Here is a 15,278-nt window from a genome sequence, read left to right as displayed (position 1 = left end):
CTCAGGCTGCTTCTCCGGCAGGAGCGTTGACGTCGGCAGGCAGAGCAGCCTTGGCCACTGCGACCAGGCCGGCGAATGCCGCGGCGTCCGAGACGGCAAGCTCCGCGAGGATCTTGCGGTCGACCTCGACGCCCGCAGCCTTCAGGCCCTGGACGAAGCGGTTGTAGGTGATGTCGTTCGCGCGAGCTGCAGCGTTGATGCGCGTGATCCACAGCTTGCGGAAGTCACCCTTGCGCGCCTTGCGGTCGCGGTAGGCGTAGGTCAGCGAGTGGAGCTGCTGCTCCTTGGCCTTGGTGTACAGACGTGAGCGCTGTCCGCGGTAGCCCTTGGACGCTTCGAGAATCGAACGGCGCTTCTTCTGGGCGTTGACGGCCCTTTTTACGCGTGCCACTGGTGAATCCTGTCGATCTGGGGGCTTCTACGAACCCCGGATGGAAAAAGGGAGGGGCCGACGGCTCGGCCGCCGGCTACGAAGTCCAGATCAGAGGCCGAGCAGGCGCTTGACCCGCGGCTCGTCGGCCTTCGTGACGACTGCGACACCGTCGAGGCGACGAGTCACCTTGGTTGCCTTGTGCTCCAGCAGGTGGCGACGGCCGGCCTTCTGACGCAGGATCTTGCCGCTGCCGGACACCTTGAATCGCTTCTTGGCGCCACTGTGGGTCTTCTGCTTGGGCATGGAGTCCTCGGTTTCTGTAGTGCTCTTCGGTCTTGCTCGGCTGTAACCCTGCCGACCGACGGTCGGCAGGGTTCTTACGTGTTCTGGTCTAGCTTGCAGGCGGCGTGGCCGGGGCGTCGCCGGATGCGGGCTGGGCAGGTGCCGGAGCACGCTGCGCCTGCGGAGCGGCGGCGCTTTCCTGCGCCTTCACTCGGGTCTTGGCGCCCTTGTGAGGAGCCAGAACCATGGTCATGTTGCGGCCGTCCTGCTTTGCGGACGTCTCGACGAATCCCAGATCGGCAACGTCTGCGCCCAGACGCTGCAGCAACCGGAAGCCGAGTTCGGGGCGGGACTGCTCGCGACCACGGAACATGATGGTGACCTTGACCTTCGACCCGGCCTCAAGGAAGCGGATGACGTTGCGCTTCTTGGTCTCGTAGTCGTGGGCGTCGATCTTCGGACGGAGCTTCTGCTCCTTGATCACCGTGAGGGTCTGGTTCTTGCGCGACTCACGCGCCTTCTGCGCTGCCTCGTACTTGAACTTCCCGTAGTCCATGATCTTGCAGACCGGCGGACGTGCGTCGGGAGCCACTTCCACGAGATCGAGGTCGGCTTCGAGAGCCAAGCGGAGTGCATCTTCAACACGCACGATGCCAACCTGTTCACCGCCGGGTCCGACGAGTCGAACCTCGGGAACACGGATGCGATCGTTGATGCGGGTCTCAGTGCTGATGGGGCCTCCTAGGTAGTGCGGTGTGGTGTCGAGCCGACCGCCTGCCTGTCGCACAGCCCGCCTGCCCGGGTCCTTCGACATCTCGCCGTCAGGACACGTCCCCGAAAGGACACTGCCCTCTACAACGAAAAAACCCTGCTCCAGCATTCCGCTGGCGCAGGGCCCGATGTCGACCGGTCGATCACACCCGGCTCACGCCGTATGGATCTTCTCGTACTGGACGAGAAAGCTCGGCCATCCGAGGCAATCGCCTGAATGCTGCGATCGAACTCCGATGTGTCGAGCGACCGGACCGGAAGCAACTATTGTGCTGCATGCCGGTGGGAGTCGGGCTCCACTTGCTGCCTCCGTACGAACGAACTCTTGCGAGTGCGCGCGTCGAAGACGGTCGGTGGAAGACTCTACCAGGGCACCCCGCCCGACGACGAATCGGCAGTGGTCCGTCGGCGCATCTTCGACGGCATGAAATGCTCGAAGACATGACAAGCACCCCCGAATCCGGCAACGACGCCGAGCACGACGTGCGCGAACTCGCCGACGTCCCCGCCGTCGAGGTCATCAGCCGCGCAGCCGTGATGCTCATGAGCTCCGCCGCCGAGAAGCTCGGCTTGTCCGAGGCGGATCCGTCGGAAAGCCCCTACCTGGATCTCGACGAGGCGCGACGCGTCATCACGGCTCTCGCAGGCCTCGTCACTGCGTCCGTCGAATACCTCGGGCCGCACGCAGGACCCATTCGTGAAGGTCTGCAGGCTCTGCAGAAGGCCTTCCGCGAACAATCGGCGCACCCGGACGAGCCGGGCAAGGGCCCGGGCGAGAAGTACACCGGCCCGGTGTACTGACCCCACCAGAGACGACTCCGCCCTCTACACACATGCGTGTAGAGGGCGGAGCGCTCGAACGAGGTCACACCGCAGCGGCTTTGCGGGGACCACGCTTCTTCGCCGGAGCCTTCTTCACCGCAGCCTTCTTCGGCTGAGCCACAGGCTCACGCGTCAGCGCCTCCTGCAGGAACTTGCCCGTGTAGCTCTCGGGCACGGCGGCGACATCCTCCGGATTACCCTGTGCCACAACCATTCCGCCGCCGGAACCACCTTCCGGACCCATGTCGATGATCCAGTCGGACGTCTTGATGACGTCCAGGTTGTGCTCGATGACGATGACGGTGTTGCCCTTGTCGACGAGGCCGTTGACCACACCGAGCAGCTTGCGGATGTCCTCGAAATGCAGACCCGTGGTGGGCTCGTCGAGGATGTACACCGTGCGGCCGGTGGACCGCTTCTGCAACTCGGAAGCGAGCTTGACTCGCTGTGCCTCACCGCCGGACAACGTCGTCGCCGGCTGGCCGAGCCGGACGTACCCGAGCCCGACCTCGACCAAGGTCTTCAAGTAGCGATGGATCGAGCTGATCGGCTCGAAGAACTCGGCGGCTTCCTCGATCGGCATGTCGAGAACTTGAGCGATGGTCTTGCCCTTGTAGTGCACCTCGAGCGTCTCGCGGTTGTACCGGGCGCCCTCGCACACCTCGCACGGCACGTAGACGTCGGGCAGGAAGTTCATCTCGATCTTCAGCGTTCCGTCGCCCGAACACGCCTCGCACCGGCCGCCTTTGACGTTGAACGAGAATCGCCCGGGCTGGTAGCCGCGCACCTTCGCCTCGGTGGTGGCGGCGAACAACGTACGAATCTTGTCGAATACACCGGTGTAGGTGGCCGCGTTGGAGCGCGGCGTCCGGCCGATCGGCGACTGGTCGACCCGCACGAGCTTGTCGAGCTGATCGAGACCGTTGATGCGGGTGTGTCGCCCCGGCACCTGACGCGCACCGTTGAGCTTGTTGGCCATGACGGTCGCGAGGATGTCGTTGACGAGTGTCGACTTGCCGGATCCCGAGACGCCCGTTACGGATGTCAGGACGCCGAGCGGGAAGCTGACGTCGATACCGCGCAGGTTGTGCTCACGCGCACCCACGACGGTGATCTGACGTTTCTTGTCCACGACTCGGCGGAAGTCCGGCAGTGGGATTTCCATCCGACCCGACAGGTAGGCGCCGGTGAGCGACTCCTCGTTGGTCAGCAAGTCCTGGTACGACCCGCTGTGTACCACGCGGCCGCCGTGCTCGCCTGCCATCGGCCCGATGTCGACGACCCAATCGGACGTCCGAATGGTGTCCTCGTCGTGCTCGACGACGATCAGCGTGTTGCCCAGATCGCGCAGACGCGTCAACGTGTCGATGAGGCGACGGTTGTCCCGCTGGTGCAGACCGATGGACGGTTCGTCGAGAACGTACAGAACGCCGACGAGACCGGAACCGATCTGTGTCGCCAATCGGATGCGCTGCGCCTCGCCACCGGACAGTGACCCCGCCGCGCGCGACAGCGACAAGTACTCCAGGCCGACGTCGAGCAGGAAGCCGAGGCGCGCCTGTACTTCCTTCAGCACCTGCCCTGCGATGGCCTCTTCCTTGCTACCGAGGGTCAGGCTGTTCAGGAAGTCCGCGGTCTCGGAAATCGACAACCGACAGACGTCGGCGATGGACTTCGGCCCGAAACCGCCGGCCTCGATGGTGACCGACAGGATCTCCGGGCGCAGACGGTCGCCGCCGCAAACCGGGCACGGCACCTCGCGCATGTAGCCGTCGTACCGCTCCTTCATCTGTTCGGACTCGGTCTGCTCGAGGCGACGGTGCAGGAACGGCATGACGCCTTCGAACTCGGCGTAGTAGGAGCGGGTCCGGCCGTACCGGTTCCGGTACTTGACGTGGACCTGGTGGTCGCTGCCTTCGAGGACGGCTCGCTTCACCTTTGCGGGCAGCTTGTTCCACGGCGTGTTCAGGTCGAAGCCCATGGCGTCGGCCAGACCGGACAGCAGACGTCCGAAATATTCGGATGTCTGGCCCATCGACCACGGAGCGATGGCACCCTCGCCGAGCGACAATTCGGGGTCGGGTACCACCAGATCGGGGTCGACCTCCTTGCGCACGCCCAGTCCGAGGCATTCCCCACATGCGCCGTACGGGGAGTTGAACGAGAACGACCGCGGCTCCAGATCGTCGATGGACAACGGGTGCGCGTTGGGGCACGCGAGCTTCTCGGAGAACCGACGTTCACGATCGAGGGCGTTCTCGTCGCGGTCGACGAAGTCGAGGACGACGATGCCGTCGGCAAGGCGCAGGGCGGTCTCGACGGAGTCGGTCAGACGCTGCTTGGAACTGGCCTTGACCGTGAGGCGGTCGACGACGACCTCGATGTCGTGCTTCTCCTGCTTCTTGAGCTTCGGCGGGTCGGTCAACTGGTGCACGACACCGTCGACGCGGATACGCGAGTATCCCTGGGTGTTCAGCGACTCGAACAGGTCGACGAATTCGCCCTTGCGGGTGCGCACGACGGGTGCCAGGACCTGGAACTTGGTGCCCTCCTCCATCGCCAGCACCTGATCGACGATCTGCTGCGGCGTCTGCTTGGCGATCTTCTCGCCGCACACCGGGCAGTGGGCCGTGCCTGCACGCGCGTACAGAAGGCGCAGGTAGTCGTAGACCTCGGTGATCGTGCCCACGGTCGATCGAGGGTTCCGGTTGGTCGACTTCTGGTCGATCGACACGGCCGGCGACAGACCCTCGATGAAGTCGACGTCCGGTTTGTCCATCTGACCGAGGAACTGGCGCGCGTAGGCGGACAAGGACTCCACATAGCGACGCTGGCCCTCGGCGAAGATGGTGTCGAACGCGAGCGACGACTTACCCGATCCGGACAGGCCCGTGAAGACGACGAGGCTGTCGCGTGGGAGGTCGATGTCGACTCCCCGCAGGTTGTGTTCGCGCGCACCCCGTACTACCAGGCGATCCGCCACTGTGTTCCCTTCTTTGTCGAACGAGCTGGCCTACCGACGTTCGTACCCGAACAGTCGAACCGAAACTCATGTAAAGCCTGCGCGAGGTATGACCTCACGCAGAAGCAATGCTAGGCCGACCCACCGACAAGTTCGGTGGACCGCTCGACCTACCTGGCTCTTCTCGCCACCCGCTGCCCGCCCGAACCGGCTCCCGAGGGGCGGGGCGGCGACGCGTCGAGGGCGACGGTAGCGTCCACCAAATGGACGAGCACCTCATGGTCATCGACGACCATTACACCGGCGCAGTGTCGCAGGAATCTGCCCCGCAACGGCGCACGATCACGGGTGGCACCATCACCAAGATTTCGGTCGGCCCGATGGACAACAACGCCTACCTCATCGTTTGTTCCGAGACGGGCCAGTCCCTGCTCATCGACGCGGCCAACGACGCAACGCGTTTGTCTCAGCTGATCGACGAGAACGCCCCGACCCTGGCGCTCATCGTCACGACTCACCAGCACGCCGACCACTGGCAGGCATTGGAAGACATCGCCGGAGGCACCGCGTCGCCCACCGCCGCGCACAGTCTCGACGCCGAACCACTGCCGGTCGCTCCCGACCGACTGCTGGCCGACGGAGACACCGTCGAGGTGGGCGAACTCACTTTCGACGTCATTCATCTCAGTGGTCACACACCCGGATCGATCGCCCTCGCGCTGACCGATTCGAAGTCCGGTGTCACGCACCTGTTCACCGGCGACTCCCTGTTCCCGGGTGGCGTCGGCAAGACGTCCGATCCCGAGAAATTCACCTCCCTGCTGAACGACGTCAGCACGAAGTTGTTCGACGAATACGGCGACGACACCGTCGTCTATCCGGGCCACGGCAAGGACACGACGCTCGGCGCCGAGCGTCCGCACCTGGACGAATGGCGCCAGCGCGGCTGGTGAAACACGCTCGCGCTTGAACTCCGGAACTCCCGGGTATGGATACGGTGGATCGACGCGGGTCGACGGGGGCGAGCTCCTGTCGGACGCGTCGTACATCGACGTTGTCCACGAACTACGCAGGAGGCTGTCAATGCTCGTCCGCCGAATCGCCCGTCCGCTGATGTCGACCATCTTCATCGCGGGAGGCATCGACGCGCTCCGGAATCCCGCTGGGAAAGCCAAGGCCGCGGCACCGTTGATCTCCCAGGGACAGGACGCGCTGCCGGACAGCGTCACCTCCAACGTTCCCGACGATCCCGAGACGCTGGTCCGTATCAACGGCGCGATCCAGGTCGGTGGCGGGCTGCTGCTCGCGACCGGCAAGGCGCCGCGTATCGCGTCGCTGGCTCTCGCCGGCAGCCTCGTTCCGACGACGGTCGCCGGTCACGCGTTCTGGAACGAGACCGACCCCGCGGCGAAGGCCGCTCAGCGCACCCAGTTCTTCAAGAACGTCAGCCTCCTCGGCGGACTTCTGATCGCCGCGGTCGACACCGAGGGCAAGCCGTCGCTCGCGTGGCGCGGCCGTCGTGCGGCTCGCAAGGCATCGGAGTCGATCTCGTCGGCACTCCCCGGCTCGCACGACACCGCCGACCGCCTCGGCACCGCATCCGATCGCGTCAAGGAACTCGCTTCGGTCGCGGCTGCTCGCAGTGCGAGCTTCGCAGATTCGGCGCAGCCGGTCGTCTCGCACTGGGCCGACGTCGCCGCCGAGAAGAGCTCGCAGTTCGCCGACACCGCGCAGCCGGTCGTCTCGCACTGGGCCGACGTCGCCGCCGAGAAGAGCTCGGAGCTCGCCGACACCGCGCAGCCCGTCCTGTCCCGATGGGCACACAAGGCAGCCGACCGTAGTTCCGAGATCGCCGACGTCGCTCAGAAGCGCGGATCCAAGCTGGCCGACAAGGCGGCCGACCGCAGTTCGGAGCTCGCGGAGATTGCGCAGAAGCGCGGATCGAAGCTCGCCGACCGGGCGGCCGATCGCGGATCCGATCTGGCCGACCTCGCTCAGAAGCGCGGATCGACGCTGGCCGACAAGGCACAGAAGCGTGGCTCCGAGCTGGCCGAGTTGGCGCAGGACCGCGGCAGCAAGTGGGTCGACATCGCCGCCGACCGCACCGAGGGCCTCAGCAAGCGCGCACGCAAGCAGGCCGAGAAGCAGAGCCGCGATTTCGACAAGGCAACCGAGAAGGCTCGCGCGAAGCTGGAGAAGAAGGTCGAGAAGGCTCGCAAGGACCTCGACAAGCGCGTGCAGAAGTTCTCCAAGTAGCACCTGGAGTTTCACCACCTGATCGATCGGGCCCCGTCCTGAACTGCGGTTCTGCGGCGGGGCCCGTTCACGTCGTAGACTGCTTGGGCGAATTTCGCGCCATCGAATTCTTCTGCCGAACTCCCGAGGAGACCCTTTGCCGGACGACGGCCACCCTTCCTCCGACCCCACGACCGTCACCGAGGAAGCACCGAGCGAGCAGGATCGTGAGCAGGCGTACGTCACGATGCTGTACGACCAGCTCGACGCACTGCGCAGGTACGCGCAGAATCGACTGAGCACCGTTCTTCTCGAAACCGGCGGCACCCCGCAGGCTCGGAGCGAACGAGAGTCGTTCAGTCAGCTCTACAACGACGACATCGCCAAGTACGACGCCGCCGAGAACGGTCTGTGCTTCGGCCGCATCGATCTGCAGCCGTCGGGCGACGACAACCCCGTCCGGTACATCGGCCGTGTCGGCATCCTCGACGAGGCCAACGACTACGAGACCCTGCTGCTGGACTGGCGTGCTCCGATGGCACGTCCGTTCTATCTCGCGACGACGGCGGCACCGGAGGATGTCGTCCGGCGCAGACACATCCGCAGTCGGAGCCGACGCGTCACCTCCATCGCCGACGAGTACCTCGATCTCGCGGCCGCGAAAGATGCAGGCCTCGATGCGTCGGCCACCGGCGTCGCTGGTGAGAGCGCTCTGTTGTCGGCTCTCGACGCGGCCCGCACCGGGCACATGAACGACATCGTCGAGACCATCCAGAGCGAACAGGACGCGATCATCCGCTCCGAGCATCGCAGCGTTCTGGTGGTTCAGGGTGGTCCGGGTACCGGCAAGACCGCCGTCGCGCTGCACCGCGCCGCGTACCTTCTGTACACCTACCGACAGCAGCTCGCGAAGAGCGGTGTGTTGATCATCGGACCGAACGCCACGTTCCTCGACTACATCGGGCAGGTTCTCCCGTCACTCGGTGAGACCGGTGTCCTGCTGTCGACGGTCGGAAACCTGTACCCGGGAGTGCGTGCGACGCTGGAGGATTCGATCACCGCGGCGCAGCTGAAGGGCTCGACCGACATGATCGCGGTGCTCACGAAAGCGGTACGCGATCGTCAGGAAGTTCCTTCCGCGCCGAAACGCCTGCGTTTCGACACGTACGAGATCGTACTCGACAAGAAGATCGTCACCCGGGCGCGAGGTCGCGCCCGGTCGTCGCGGCGGCCGCACAATCTCGCGCGTCCGCTGTTCGTCTCGTCCGTCATCGATCAGCTTGCGCAGCAGCTTGCAGACACGTTGGGCCAGAACCTCGTCGACGGCGGTAGCCTCCTCAGCCGCCACGACATCGCCGACATGCGCGACGAGATGCGCGACGACGCCGACGTGATGGCCGCGATCGACGAGTTGTGGCCGGATCTGTCCCCGCAGCAGGTGTTGTTGGAACTCTTCGCTTCCGAAGAACGGCTGGCGTCCGCGGCCCCGAACCTCACCGACGACGAACGGCAGGCGCTTCTGCGCGTCGGCAGACGGTTCAGCACGGGCGACGCTCCCCTGCTCGACGAACTGGCCGAGCTTCTCGGCATCGACGACGCCGCCGAACGCGAGCGCGCAAACCGGCAGTGGCGCAATCAGATTGCGGACGCGCAGGGCGCACTGGACATCCTCACCGGTTCGGCACCGCAGGATCTGGAGGACGAACTCGACCCCGAGATCCTCATGGCCTACGACCTGATCGACGCCAGTCAGCTTGCGCAGCGCCAGGATTCAGGTGCTCGGCTGACCACCGCGGAGCGCGCGGCTGGCGACCGAACCTGGACGTACGGGCATGTCATCGTCGACGAAGCGCAGGAACTGTCGGACATGGCGTGGCGAATGGTCATGCGCCGGATACCGAATCGATGGATGACCCTCGTCGGCGACGTCGCGCAGACAGGCGACCCGGCCGGAACGACGTCGTGGAGCGAAGTACTGGAACCGTATGTCGCACAACGGTGGAAGCGTACGGAACTGACCGTCAACTACCGCACGCCGTCGGAAATCATGACGGTGGCGCGTGACGTGCTCGCCTCGATCGACCCCGTGCAGGCGGTTCCCCGCTCGGTCCGCGACTCGGGTCGGCATCCGTGGTCGCTGCACGTGAACCCCGACGACTTGACGGACGTCGTGAAGGCACGCGTCGACGAGCATCCGCGGCCAGGTCTGAGCGCCGTACTCGTACCGCACACGCTCGTCGACGCGTTCTCGTCCTTGAAGTCCGAGTACGTGACGGTGTCGACGGTGAAGGACGCGAAAGGCCTAGAGTTCGACTCGGTGCTCATCGTCGAACCCGCGGCCATCGTCACCGAATCACCACGTGGAATGGGTGATCTCTACGTCGCGCTGACCCGTGCGACTCAGCGTCTCGGCGTCGTCCACACGGAACCGTTGCCGGACGAACTCGCCGCGCTGCAGCCCTTCGACGCAGCCGTGTCCTGACACGAGAACGGCACGGTGAGCGTGTGCTCACCGTGCCGTTCTCGGGCAGGACGTCAGCGAACGGTGTGCACGATCAGCACGTCCGACGTCGACTTGCGGGCAGCGTCCGACGGAACGGATCCGAGCAGACGACCCGTCAACGAGTTCAGACCACGGTTACCGACGACCAGCAGGTCTGCCTTCACGTCGTCGACCAACTGCAGCAGTGACTCGACCGGGGAACCGACGATGGCACGCTCCTCGATCGACTTCGCGCCCGCCTTCGTCGCATGCTCCCGTGCGGTGCGGAGAATGTCGTGAGTAGGAGCCGAACCGGTGATCTGGTAGGCGTCCTCGCGCAGGGCGTCGGCGGCCTGTGACGTCTCCTTCGGATCCGCCGGGTAGTAGGCGCAGGCGATGACGAGTTTCGCGTCGGCGTCACCTGCCAGTGCGGCAGCCTTCTCCACGGCCCGCAACGACGATTCGGAGCCATCGGTTCCGACGACTACGGTGCGGTAGGCACTCATTCATTCCTCCAGTTGTAGGTTGCGTCACATGCCGTGTGGCGCTTCGTTCCTGCTGTTTCGTGGTCTGTCACAGGCCCCGACGTGCAGGCCCCGCGATGTCTGCGATGACACTATCTGTATCCGGCTTTCCTGAGGCGAACTTCGCCGACAACACGAGTCGGTGGTCTCACCTAGATTGGTTTCATGCAGATCCCCCGGCCGCGACGGTCATCGAGGGCCGTCCTTCTCGCGGCCCTGACGATTGCCGCCGTGGTAGGCATTGCCGTCATCTTCGTCGTACGCCCCTTCGACTCGGCACCGGACATCGCCACCCTCGACACGACGGTGACCGTACCGGAGAGCCCGGGCTCCCCCGAGTCCGTCGACATCGACACGCGTCTCTACGTTCCCGAATCGACTCCCGCACCTGCAGTCCTTCTGGCGCACGGGTTCGGCGGCGACAAATTCTCGGTCGACGGGCAGGCTCGCGCCCTCGCCGAGGACGGTTTCACCGTGTTGACCTACAGCGCACGAGGGTTCGGGACGAGCACCGGGACCATCTCACTGAACGATCCGGACCGCGAAGTCGCCGACGGGCGGGCACTGATCGACTGGCTCGCCGACCGACCCGAGGTGCAACTGGACGGACCGGGAGACCCACGCGTCGGCGTCGCAGGGGGGTCGTACGGCGGCGCGCTCGCGCTGAGCGTCGGCGGCACCGACCCGCGTGTCGACGCGGTGGCGTCCGCCATCACCTGGAACGACTTGGGACAGGCGCTCTTTCCCAATTACGGCGTGACGTCCGACGCCGGTCGCGATGCTCTGGGTGCCATCACCACCCCGGCCGGGTCCGTGTACGGCGGGCCAGGAGTACTCAAACGTGGCTGGGCCGGAGTGTTTTTCGGCGCGGGCAGCGCATCGGGTGCGTCCGACAACTCGTCCACCACACCCCCGGAAGCGGCAGGCGGTGCACCCGGTTGTGGCCGCTTCGCGCCCGAATTCTGCGCAGCCTACGGCGAATCGGCTGTCACCGGTGTGCCGTCGCCCGAGCTTCTCGCGCTGCTGACCGCTCACTCTCCCGCCGCGGTCGCGTCGAACATCACGGCGCCGACGCTCCTCGTCCAAGGTGTGCAGGACACGTTGTTCGGCCTCGATCAGGCCGACGCCACCGCGCGTCAGATCGCCGACGCGGGAGGCGATGTCGAGGTGCGCTGGTTCGGCGGCGGCCACGACGCCGGCGGCACCAACGGCAGCGCCGACAACGCGATGAAGGACTTCCTCGACGCGCACCTTCGCGGCGAGACGGATTCGGCGGTTGCGCCCTTCGCGTACACGCTCGAAGGGTCGGCGGCTGGGCAGCAGAGGTCGCGTGACCGGCGAATGACCGCGGCCGACTACCCCGGCTTGGCGTCGGATCAGCCGTCGTCCACCGAGGAGGTACCGGTTCCGCTGTCGCCGTCCGGTTCCGCCGATACGACGACCGGGGAACAGACGATCATCCGCCCACCGGGCGCATCCCCGTCGGCGATCTCGTCGGTCCCTGGCCTCGGTTCGGTCCTGTCGACGCTGACGGCGACCACCGCGGGAGCACAACTGGCAGCCGACATTCCCGGTCAATCGGCAACGTTCACCAGCGAACCGCTCACCGCCCCGCTGTCGGTGACGGGTGCATCGCGCGTGAACCTCCGAGTCGGCGCATTCGCCGGGCCGCAGGAAGCCGTTCTCTTCGTCAAGTTCTACGACGTCGGGCCGGACGGTCGAAGAACCCTTCCCGGAGGAGCGGTCGCGCCGATTCGGTTGCCCGACACGGTGAACGACGGGCCGATTCCGGTGACCGTGACACTGCCAGGCATCAGCTACGTGGTTCCGGAAGGGCATCGCGTCGAGGTCTCGGTGTCGACGACGGATCAGGCGTACGCCGTTCCGCTGCAGCCTGCCCAGTTCGTCGTCGCGCTCGACGAACCGGTGCTCACCGTGCCCATGGTCGACGGTGTCGCACGCGGGAACAGTTCGGTTCCGATCGCTCCACTCGTCGGCATCGGGGCGATCGCGGTCGCCGTCGCGACTCTCGTTGCAGTCAATGTGATTCGGTCGCGCCGTCGCCTCGTGGCCGAGGTCGACGAGTCGCTGGTCGATACTCCCCTCGTCATCACCGATCTGGCCAAGACCTACTCCAACGGCTTCAAAGCCGTCGACGGAGTCAGCTTCGCGATCCAGCAGGGACAGGTGCTGGGACTTCTTGGCCCCAACGGTGCGGGCAAGACGACGACGCTTCGCATGCTCATGGGGCTGATCACGCCATCAAGCGGTGAGATCAGAGTCTTCGGACACAAGGTTTCCCCCGGCGCTCCTGTGCTGTCGCGACTGGGATCGTTCGTCGAGGGGTCCGGCTTCCTGCCGCACCTCAGCGGTATCGAAAATCTCCGTCTGTACTGGCAGGCGACCGGACGTCCGCTGGAAGAAGCGCACCTCGACGAGGCGCTGGAGATCGCCGACCTGGGCGCTGCCGTCGAACGCAAGGTCAAGTCCTACAGCCAGGGAATGCGACAGCGCCTCGCGATCGCCCAAGCGATGTTGGGGCTGCCGGATCTGATGGTTCTGGACGAACCGACCAACGGTCTCGACCCGCCGCAGATCCGAGCGATGCGGGACGTTCTGATCGACTACGCGCGCACGGGTCGAACGGTGCTCGTGTCGAGCCATCTGTTGGCCGAGGTCGAGCAGACGTGTACGCACGTCGTGGTGATGAACCGAGGTTCGGTGATCAGCACGGGAACCGTCAAGGAACTGACGGCCTCGGGCGGACTGACGGACATTCGCGTCAGCGACCCCGAACGCGGAGCCGAGGTGGTGGCCGAGACGGGCCACACGCCCGAGGTGACCGACGACGGCACACTCCGCGTGGACCTGGGAACCACGGATCCCGGCGTCGTCGTCCAGGCCTTGGTGGATGCAGGACTCGACGTGCGCGGTGTGTCTCAGTCCACCCGGCTCGAGGACGTGTTCCTCGAACTCGTCCACGGTGACTCCCCCGCGAACGCGACTGCCGCGGTCACCGATTCCGAACCCGTGGCCTCGACGAAGGGCGACCGATGAGCACGACGCACACCGACGGGCGCGCCCCGGGGTATCAGGCGGGACGGACGCTGCCGTTCCGCACCGAGCTGCGACGCCAATTGGGCCGTCGGCGAACACAACTCGCCATCGGCTTCCTCGCGTTGCTCCCGGTGATCCTGGCGATCGCGTTCGCCATCGGGCGGTCGTCCGACGACGCGGACGCCGGCGGTCTGATCGAACTCGGCACACGCGGTGGCGTCAACTTCACCGTGTTCACCCTGTTCATGTCGGTCGGATTCCTGCTGATCGTCGTCGTCGCGCTGTTCTTCGGCGACTCGGTGGCCAGCGAGGCGTCGTGGTCGTCACTGCGGTACCTCCTCGCCATTCCGGTACCGCGCACGCGCCTGCTGTTGCAGAAGGCGTTGGTGTCGGCCACGTTGTCGATCGTCGCGATCCTGGTGTTGGTGGCCGTGTCGTTGGCGTTGGGCACTGCGTTGTACGGCGCCGAACCCCTGGTGACGCCGTTCGGGGACGGTCTCCCGTACGTCGACGCTCTGGGCAGGCTCATGATCGCCATCGTGTACATCGCGGTGAACCTGCTGTGGGTCGCGGGGCTGGCGATGCTGCTGTCCGTGCTCACCGACGCACCTCTCGGAGCCGTCGGCGGGGCTGTGATGACGTCGATCCTGACGCAGATCCTCGACCAGATCACCGCATTGGGATCGCTGCGCAACTACCTGCCCGGACACTACTTCAGCGCGTGGACCGACACGTTGTCGCCGACGATCGAATGGAACGACATGCTCGTCGGTGCGTTTTCGGCTCTCGCCTACGCAACCGTGTTCGGAATCGTCGCGTGGCGGCGCTTCTCCACAAAGGACATCACGAGCTGACACTCGTTCGTGCGCCGGTTCGTCGCGGCGCACGAACGAGTGTCACTTGCCGAAGACGCCGGGCGGGAACACACCCTGTTCGACGACGGCATCACGCCACGGCGTCGCGAGTTCGACGAGCCTCGCCGCGCCGTCCTCACCTAATGCTGCCCACGGCGCGAGAGCCAGATCGTCGGTGATGTCCTCGACGACGGTACGCAGATCGTGGCCATGTTCGGTGAGGGTCCCGTTCGAATCCAGGATCTCGCGGTCCCGCAGTGCGTCGACGCCGTCGTTCCACTGTTCCTCGGACCAGCCACGACGTTTCCGAGCGAACTCCTTCTCGAAACCCTTGCCCGTCGCCGTGTGTGAGATCAGCGCCTCGATTCCGTTCAGCCCCGCTGTCTGCAGGGCTGCGATGTGGCCGTCGCCGCGATACTCCCGCAGCAGCGTCAACGCGTGCCACAGTCGAAGGTGCGGAACCTCCGGCCACTCGAGCTCCGCGTACGCGGAGTACAGCGGCCGGCCGTCGTTGCCGGGGATCTGGCTCGCGGCGATGGATGCCAGTTCGGCGGCCTCTGCCATCTCGGCCGAACGCAGTACCTCAGCTCCCAACAGACGCTCGTACGCGGCGTCGAGAGTTCTGTACCGGATCTCGATGATCTTCTCCGGCGACAGGACCGACCAGGCGGCCGGGACCAACGGCTCGATCAGTTCCCGATTGAAGCTGTAGAACGTCGCCGCGACGACGCCTGCACCGACCGGACCGAGGGGCGCCGCTCGGCCGGCGAAGTAGGGTGCCCGACCCTCCAAGCCCGCCTCGGTCAGCGCGTCCTGGGTTTCGGGGACGAAGTAGGTGAGCGAATGAAGAAGTTCGAGTGCGCGTGCACTCCGGCCTGCGTTCGATGCGTCCATTCCTGAACCGTATCGAACGCCG

The 15,278-nt window shown here is 65.6% G+C and carries 12 protein-coding genes; 6 read left to right on the top strand and 6 right to left on the bottom strand.

Features of this window, described 5'->3' with window-relative positions; all coding sequences use genetic code 11:
• Position 1 precedes the first annotated feature (1 nt).
• The 3 genes from rplT to infC form a co-directional block, all read right to left on the bottom strand.
• Positions 2 to 391: a 50S ribosomal protein L20 gene (gene rplT / locus DK926_RS12525; RefSeq protein ID WP_068420867.1), complete on the bottom strand. Its 390-nt coding sequence runs from the start codon at positions 389 to 391 to the stop codon at positions 2 to 4.
• Positions 392 to 481: 90 nt separating this feature from the next.
• On the bottom strand, positions 482 to 676 hold the full coding sequence (gene rpmI / locus DK926_RS12520) for a 50S ribosomal protein L35 (RefSeq protein ID WP_068420865.1): 195 nt from the start codon (positions 674 to 676) through the stop codon (positions 482 to 484).
• Between the two features lie 88 nt (positions 677 to 764).
• Positions 765 to 1,388, bottom strand: a complete 624-nt coding sequence (gene infC / locus DK926_RS12515; protein WP_217266246.1) for a translation initiation factor IF-3 — start codon at positions 1,386 to 1,388, stop codon at positions 765 to 767.
• A 467-nt stretch (positions 1,389 to 1,855) separates the two neighbouring features.
• Here infC and DK926_RS12510 point away from each other — a divergent pair, with 467 nt between their 5' ends.
• Complete coding sequence (locus DK926_RS12510) at positions 1,856 to 2,227, top strand: DUF1844 domain-containing protein (RefSeq protein WP_114330642.1); 372 nt, start codon at positions 1,856 to 1,858, stop codon at positions 2,225 to 2,227.
• 64 nt (positions 2,228 to 2,291) lie between these two features.
• On the opposite strand, the gene uvrA is transcribed toward DK926_RS12510, so the two are convergent.
• Complete coding sequence (gene uvrA / locus DK926_RS12505) at positions 2,292 to 5,231, bottom strand: excinuclease ABC subunit UvrA (protein WP_114330641.1); 2,940 nt, start codon at positions 5,229 to 5,231, stop codon at positions 2,292 to 2,294.
• A 242-nt stretch (positions 5,232 to 5,473) separates the two neighbouring features.
• On the opposite strand from uvrA, the gene DK926_RS12500 reads away from it, so the two are divergent.
• The 3 genes from DK926_RS12500 to DK926_RS12490 all read left to right on the top strand — a co-directional run bounded on the left by DK926_RS12500 (position 5,474) and on the right by DK926_RS12490 (position 9,927).
• The gene (locus tag DK926_RS12500; protein ID WP_114330640.1) at positions 5,474 to 6,163 is read left to right on the top strand and encodes an MBL fold metallo-hydrolase; all 690 of its coding nucleotides are present in this window, start codon (positions 5,474 to 5,476) and stop codon (positions 6,161 to 6,163) included.
• Positions 6,164 to 6,293: 130 nt separating this feature from the next.
• Complete coding sequence (locus DK926_RS12495) at positions 6,294 to 7,466, top strand: DoxX family protein (RefSeq protein WP_114330639.1); 1,173 nt, start codon at positions 6,294 to 6,296, stop codon at positions 7,464 to 7,466.
• A 226-nt stretch (positions 7,467 to 7,692) separates the two neighbouring features.
• A complete protein-coding gene (locus DK926_RS12490) occupies positions 7,693 to 9,927 on the top strand; it encodes an ATP-binding domain-containing protein (protein ID WP_114330684.1) in 2,235 nt (744 codons plus the stop codon).
• 53 nt (positions 9,928 to 9,980) lie between these two features.
• Here DK926_RS12490 and DK926_RS12485 read toward each other — a convergent pair whose 3' ends face one another.
• Positions 9,981 to 10,433 (bottom strand): universal stress protein, encoded by a 453-nt coding sequence (locus tag DK926_RS12485; protein ID WP_068420853.1) that lies wholly within the window; start codon positions 10,431 to 10,433, stop codon positions 9,981 to 9,983.
• 183 nt (positions 10,434 to 10,616) lie between these two features.
• Here DK926_RS12485 and DK926_RS12480 point away from each other — a divergent pair, with 183 nt between their 5' ends.
• Together DK926_RS12480 and DK926_RS12475 are read left to right on the top strand one after the other, a co-directional pair.
• Complete coding sequence (locus DK926_RS12480) at positions 10,617 to 13,508, top strand: alpha/beta fold hydrolase (RefSeq protein WP_114330638.1); 2,892 nt, start codon at positions 10,617 to 10,619, stop codon at positions 13,506 to 13,508.
• Entirely contained in the window at positions 13,505 to 14,362 is an 858-nt protein-coding gene (locus tag DK926_RS12475; protein ID WP_068420849.1) for an ABC transporter permease subunit, read from the top strand. Before DK926_RS12480 ends, DK926_RS12475 begins: the two co-directional genes overlap by 4 nt.
• Before the next feature lie 42 nt (positions 14,363 to 14,404).
• Here the strand turns inward: DK926_RS12475 and DK926_RS12470 are convergent, their stop codons facing one another.
• Positions 14,405 to 15,256: a hypothetical protein gene (locus DK926_RS12470; protein WP_114330637.1), complete on the bottom strand. Its 852-nt coding sequence runs from the start codon at positions 15,254 to 15,256 to the stop codon at positions 14,405 to 14,407.
• Positions 15,257 to 15,278: the final 22 nt, after the last annotated feature.

It is taken from the genome of Rhodococcus sp. Eu-32, assembly GCF_003336925.1.
Classification (GTDB): Bacteria; Actinomycetota; Actinomycetes; order Mycobacteriales; family Mycobacteriaceae; genus Rhodococcoides; species Rhodococcoides kyotonensis_B.
This window is presented reverse-complemented; position numbering and strand designations above follow the sequence as displayed.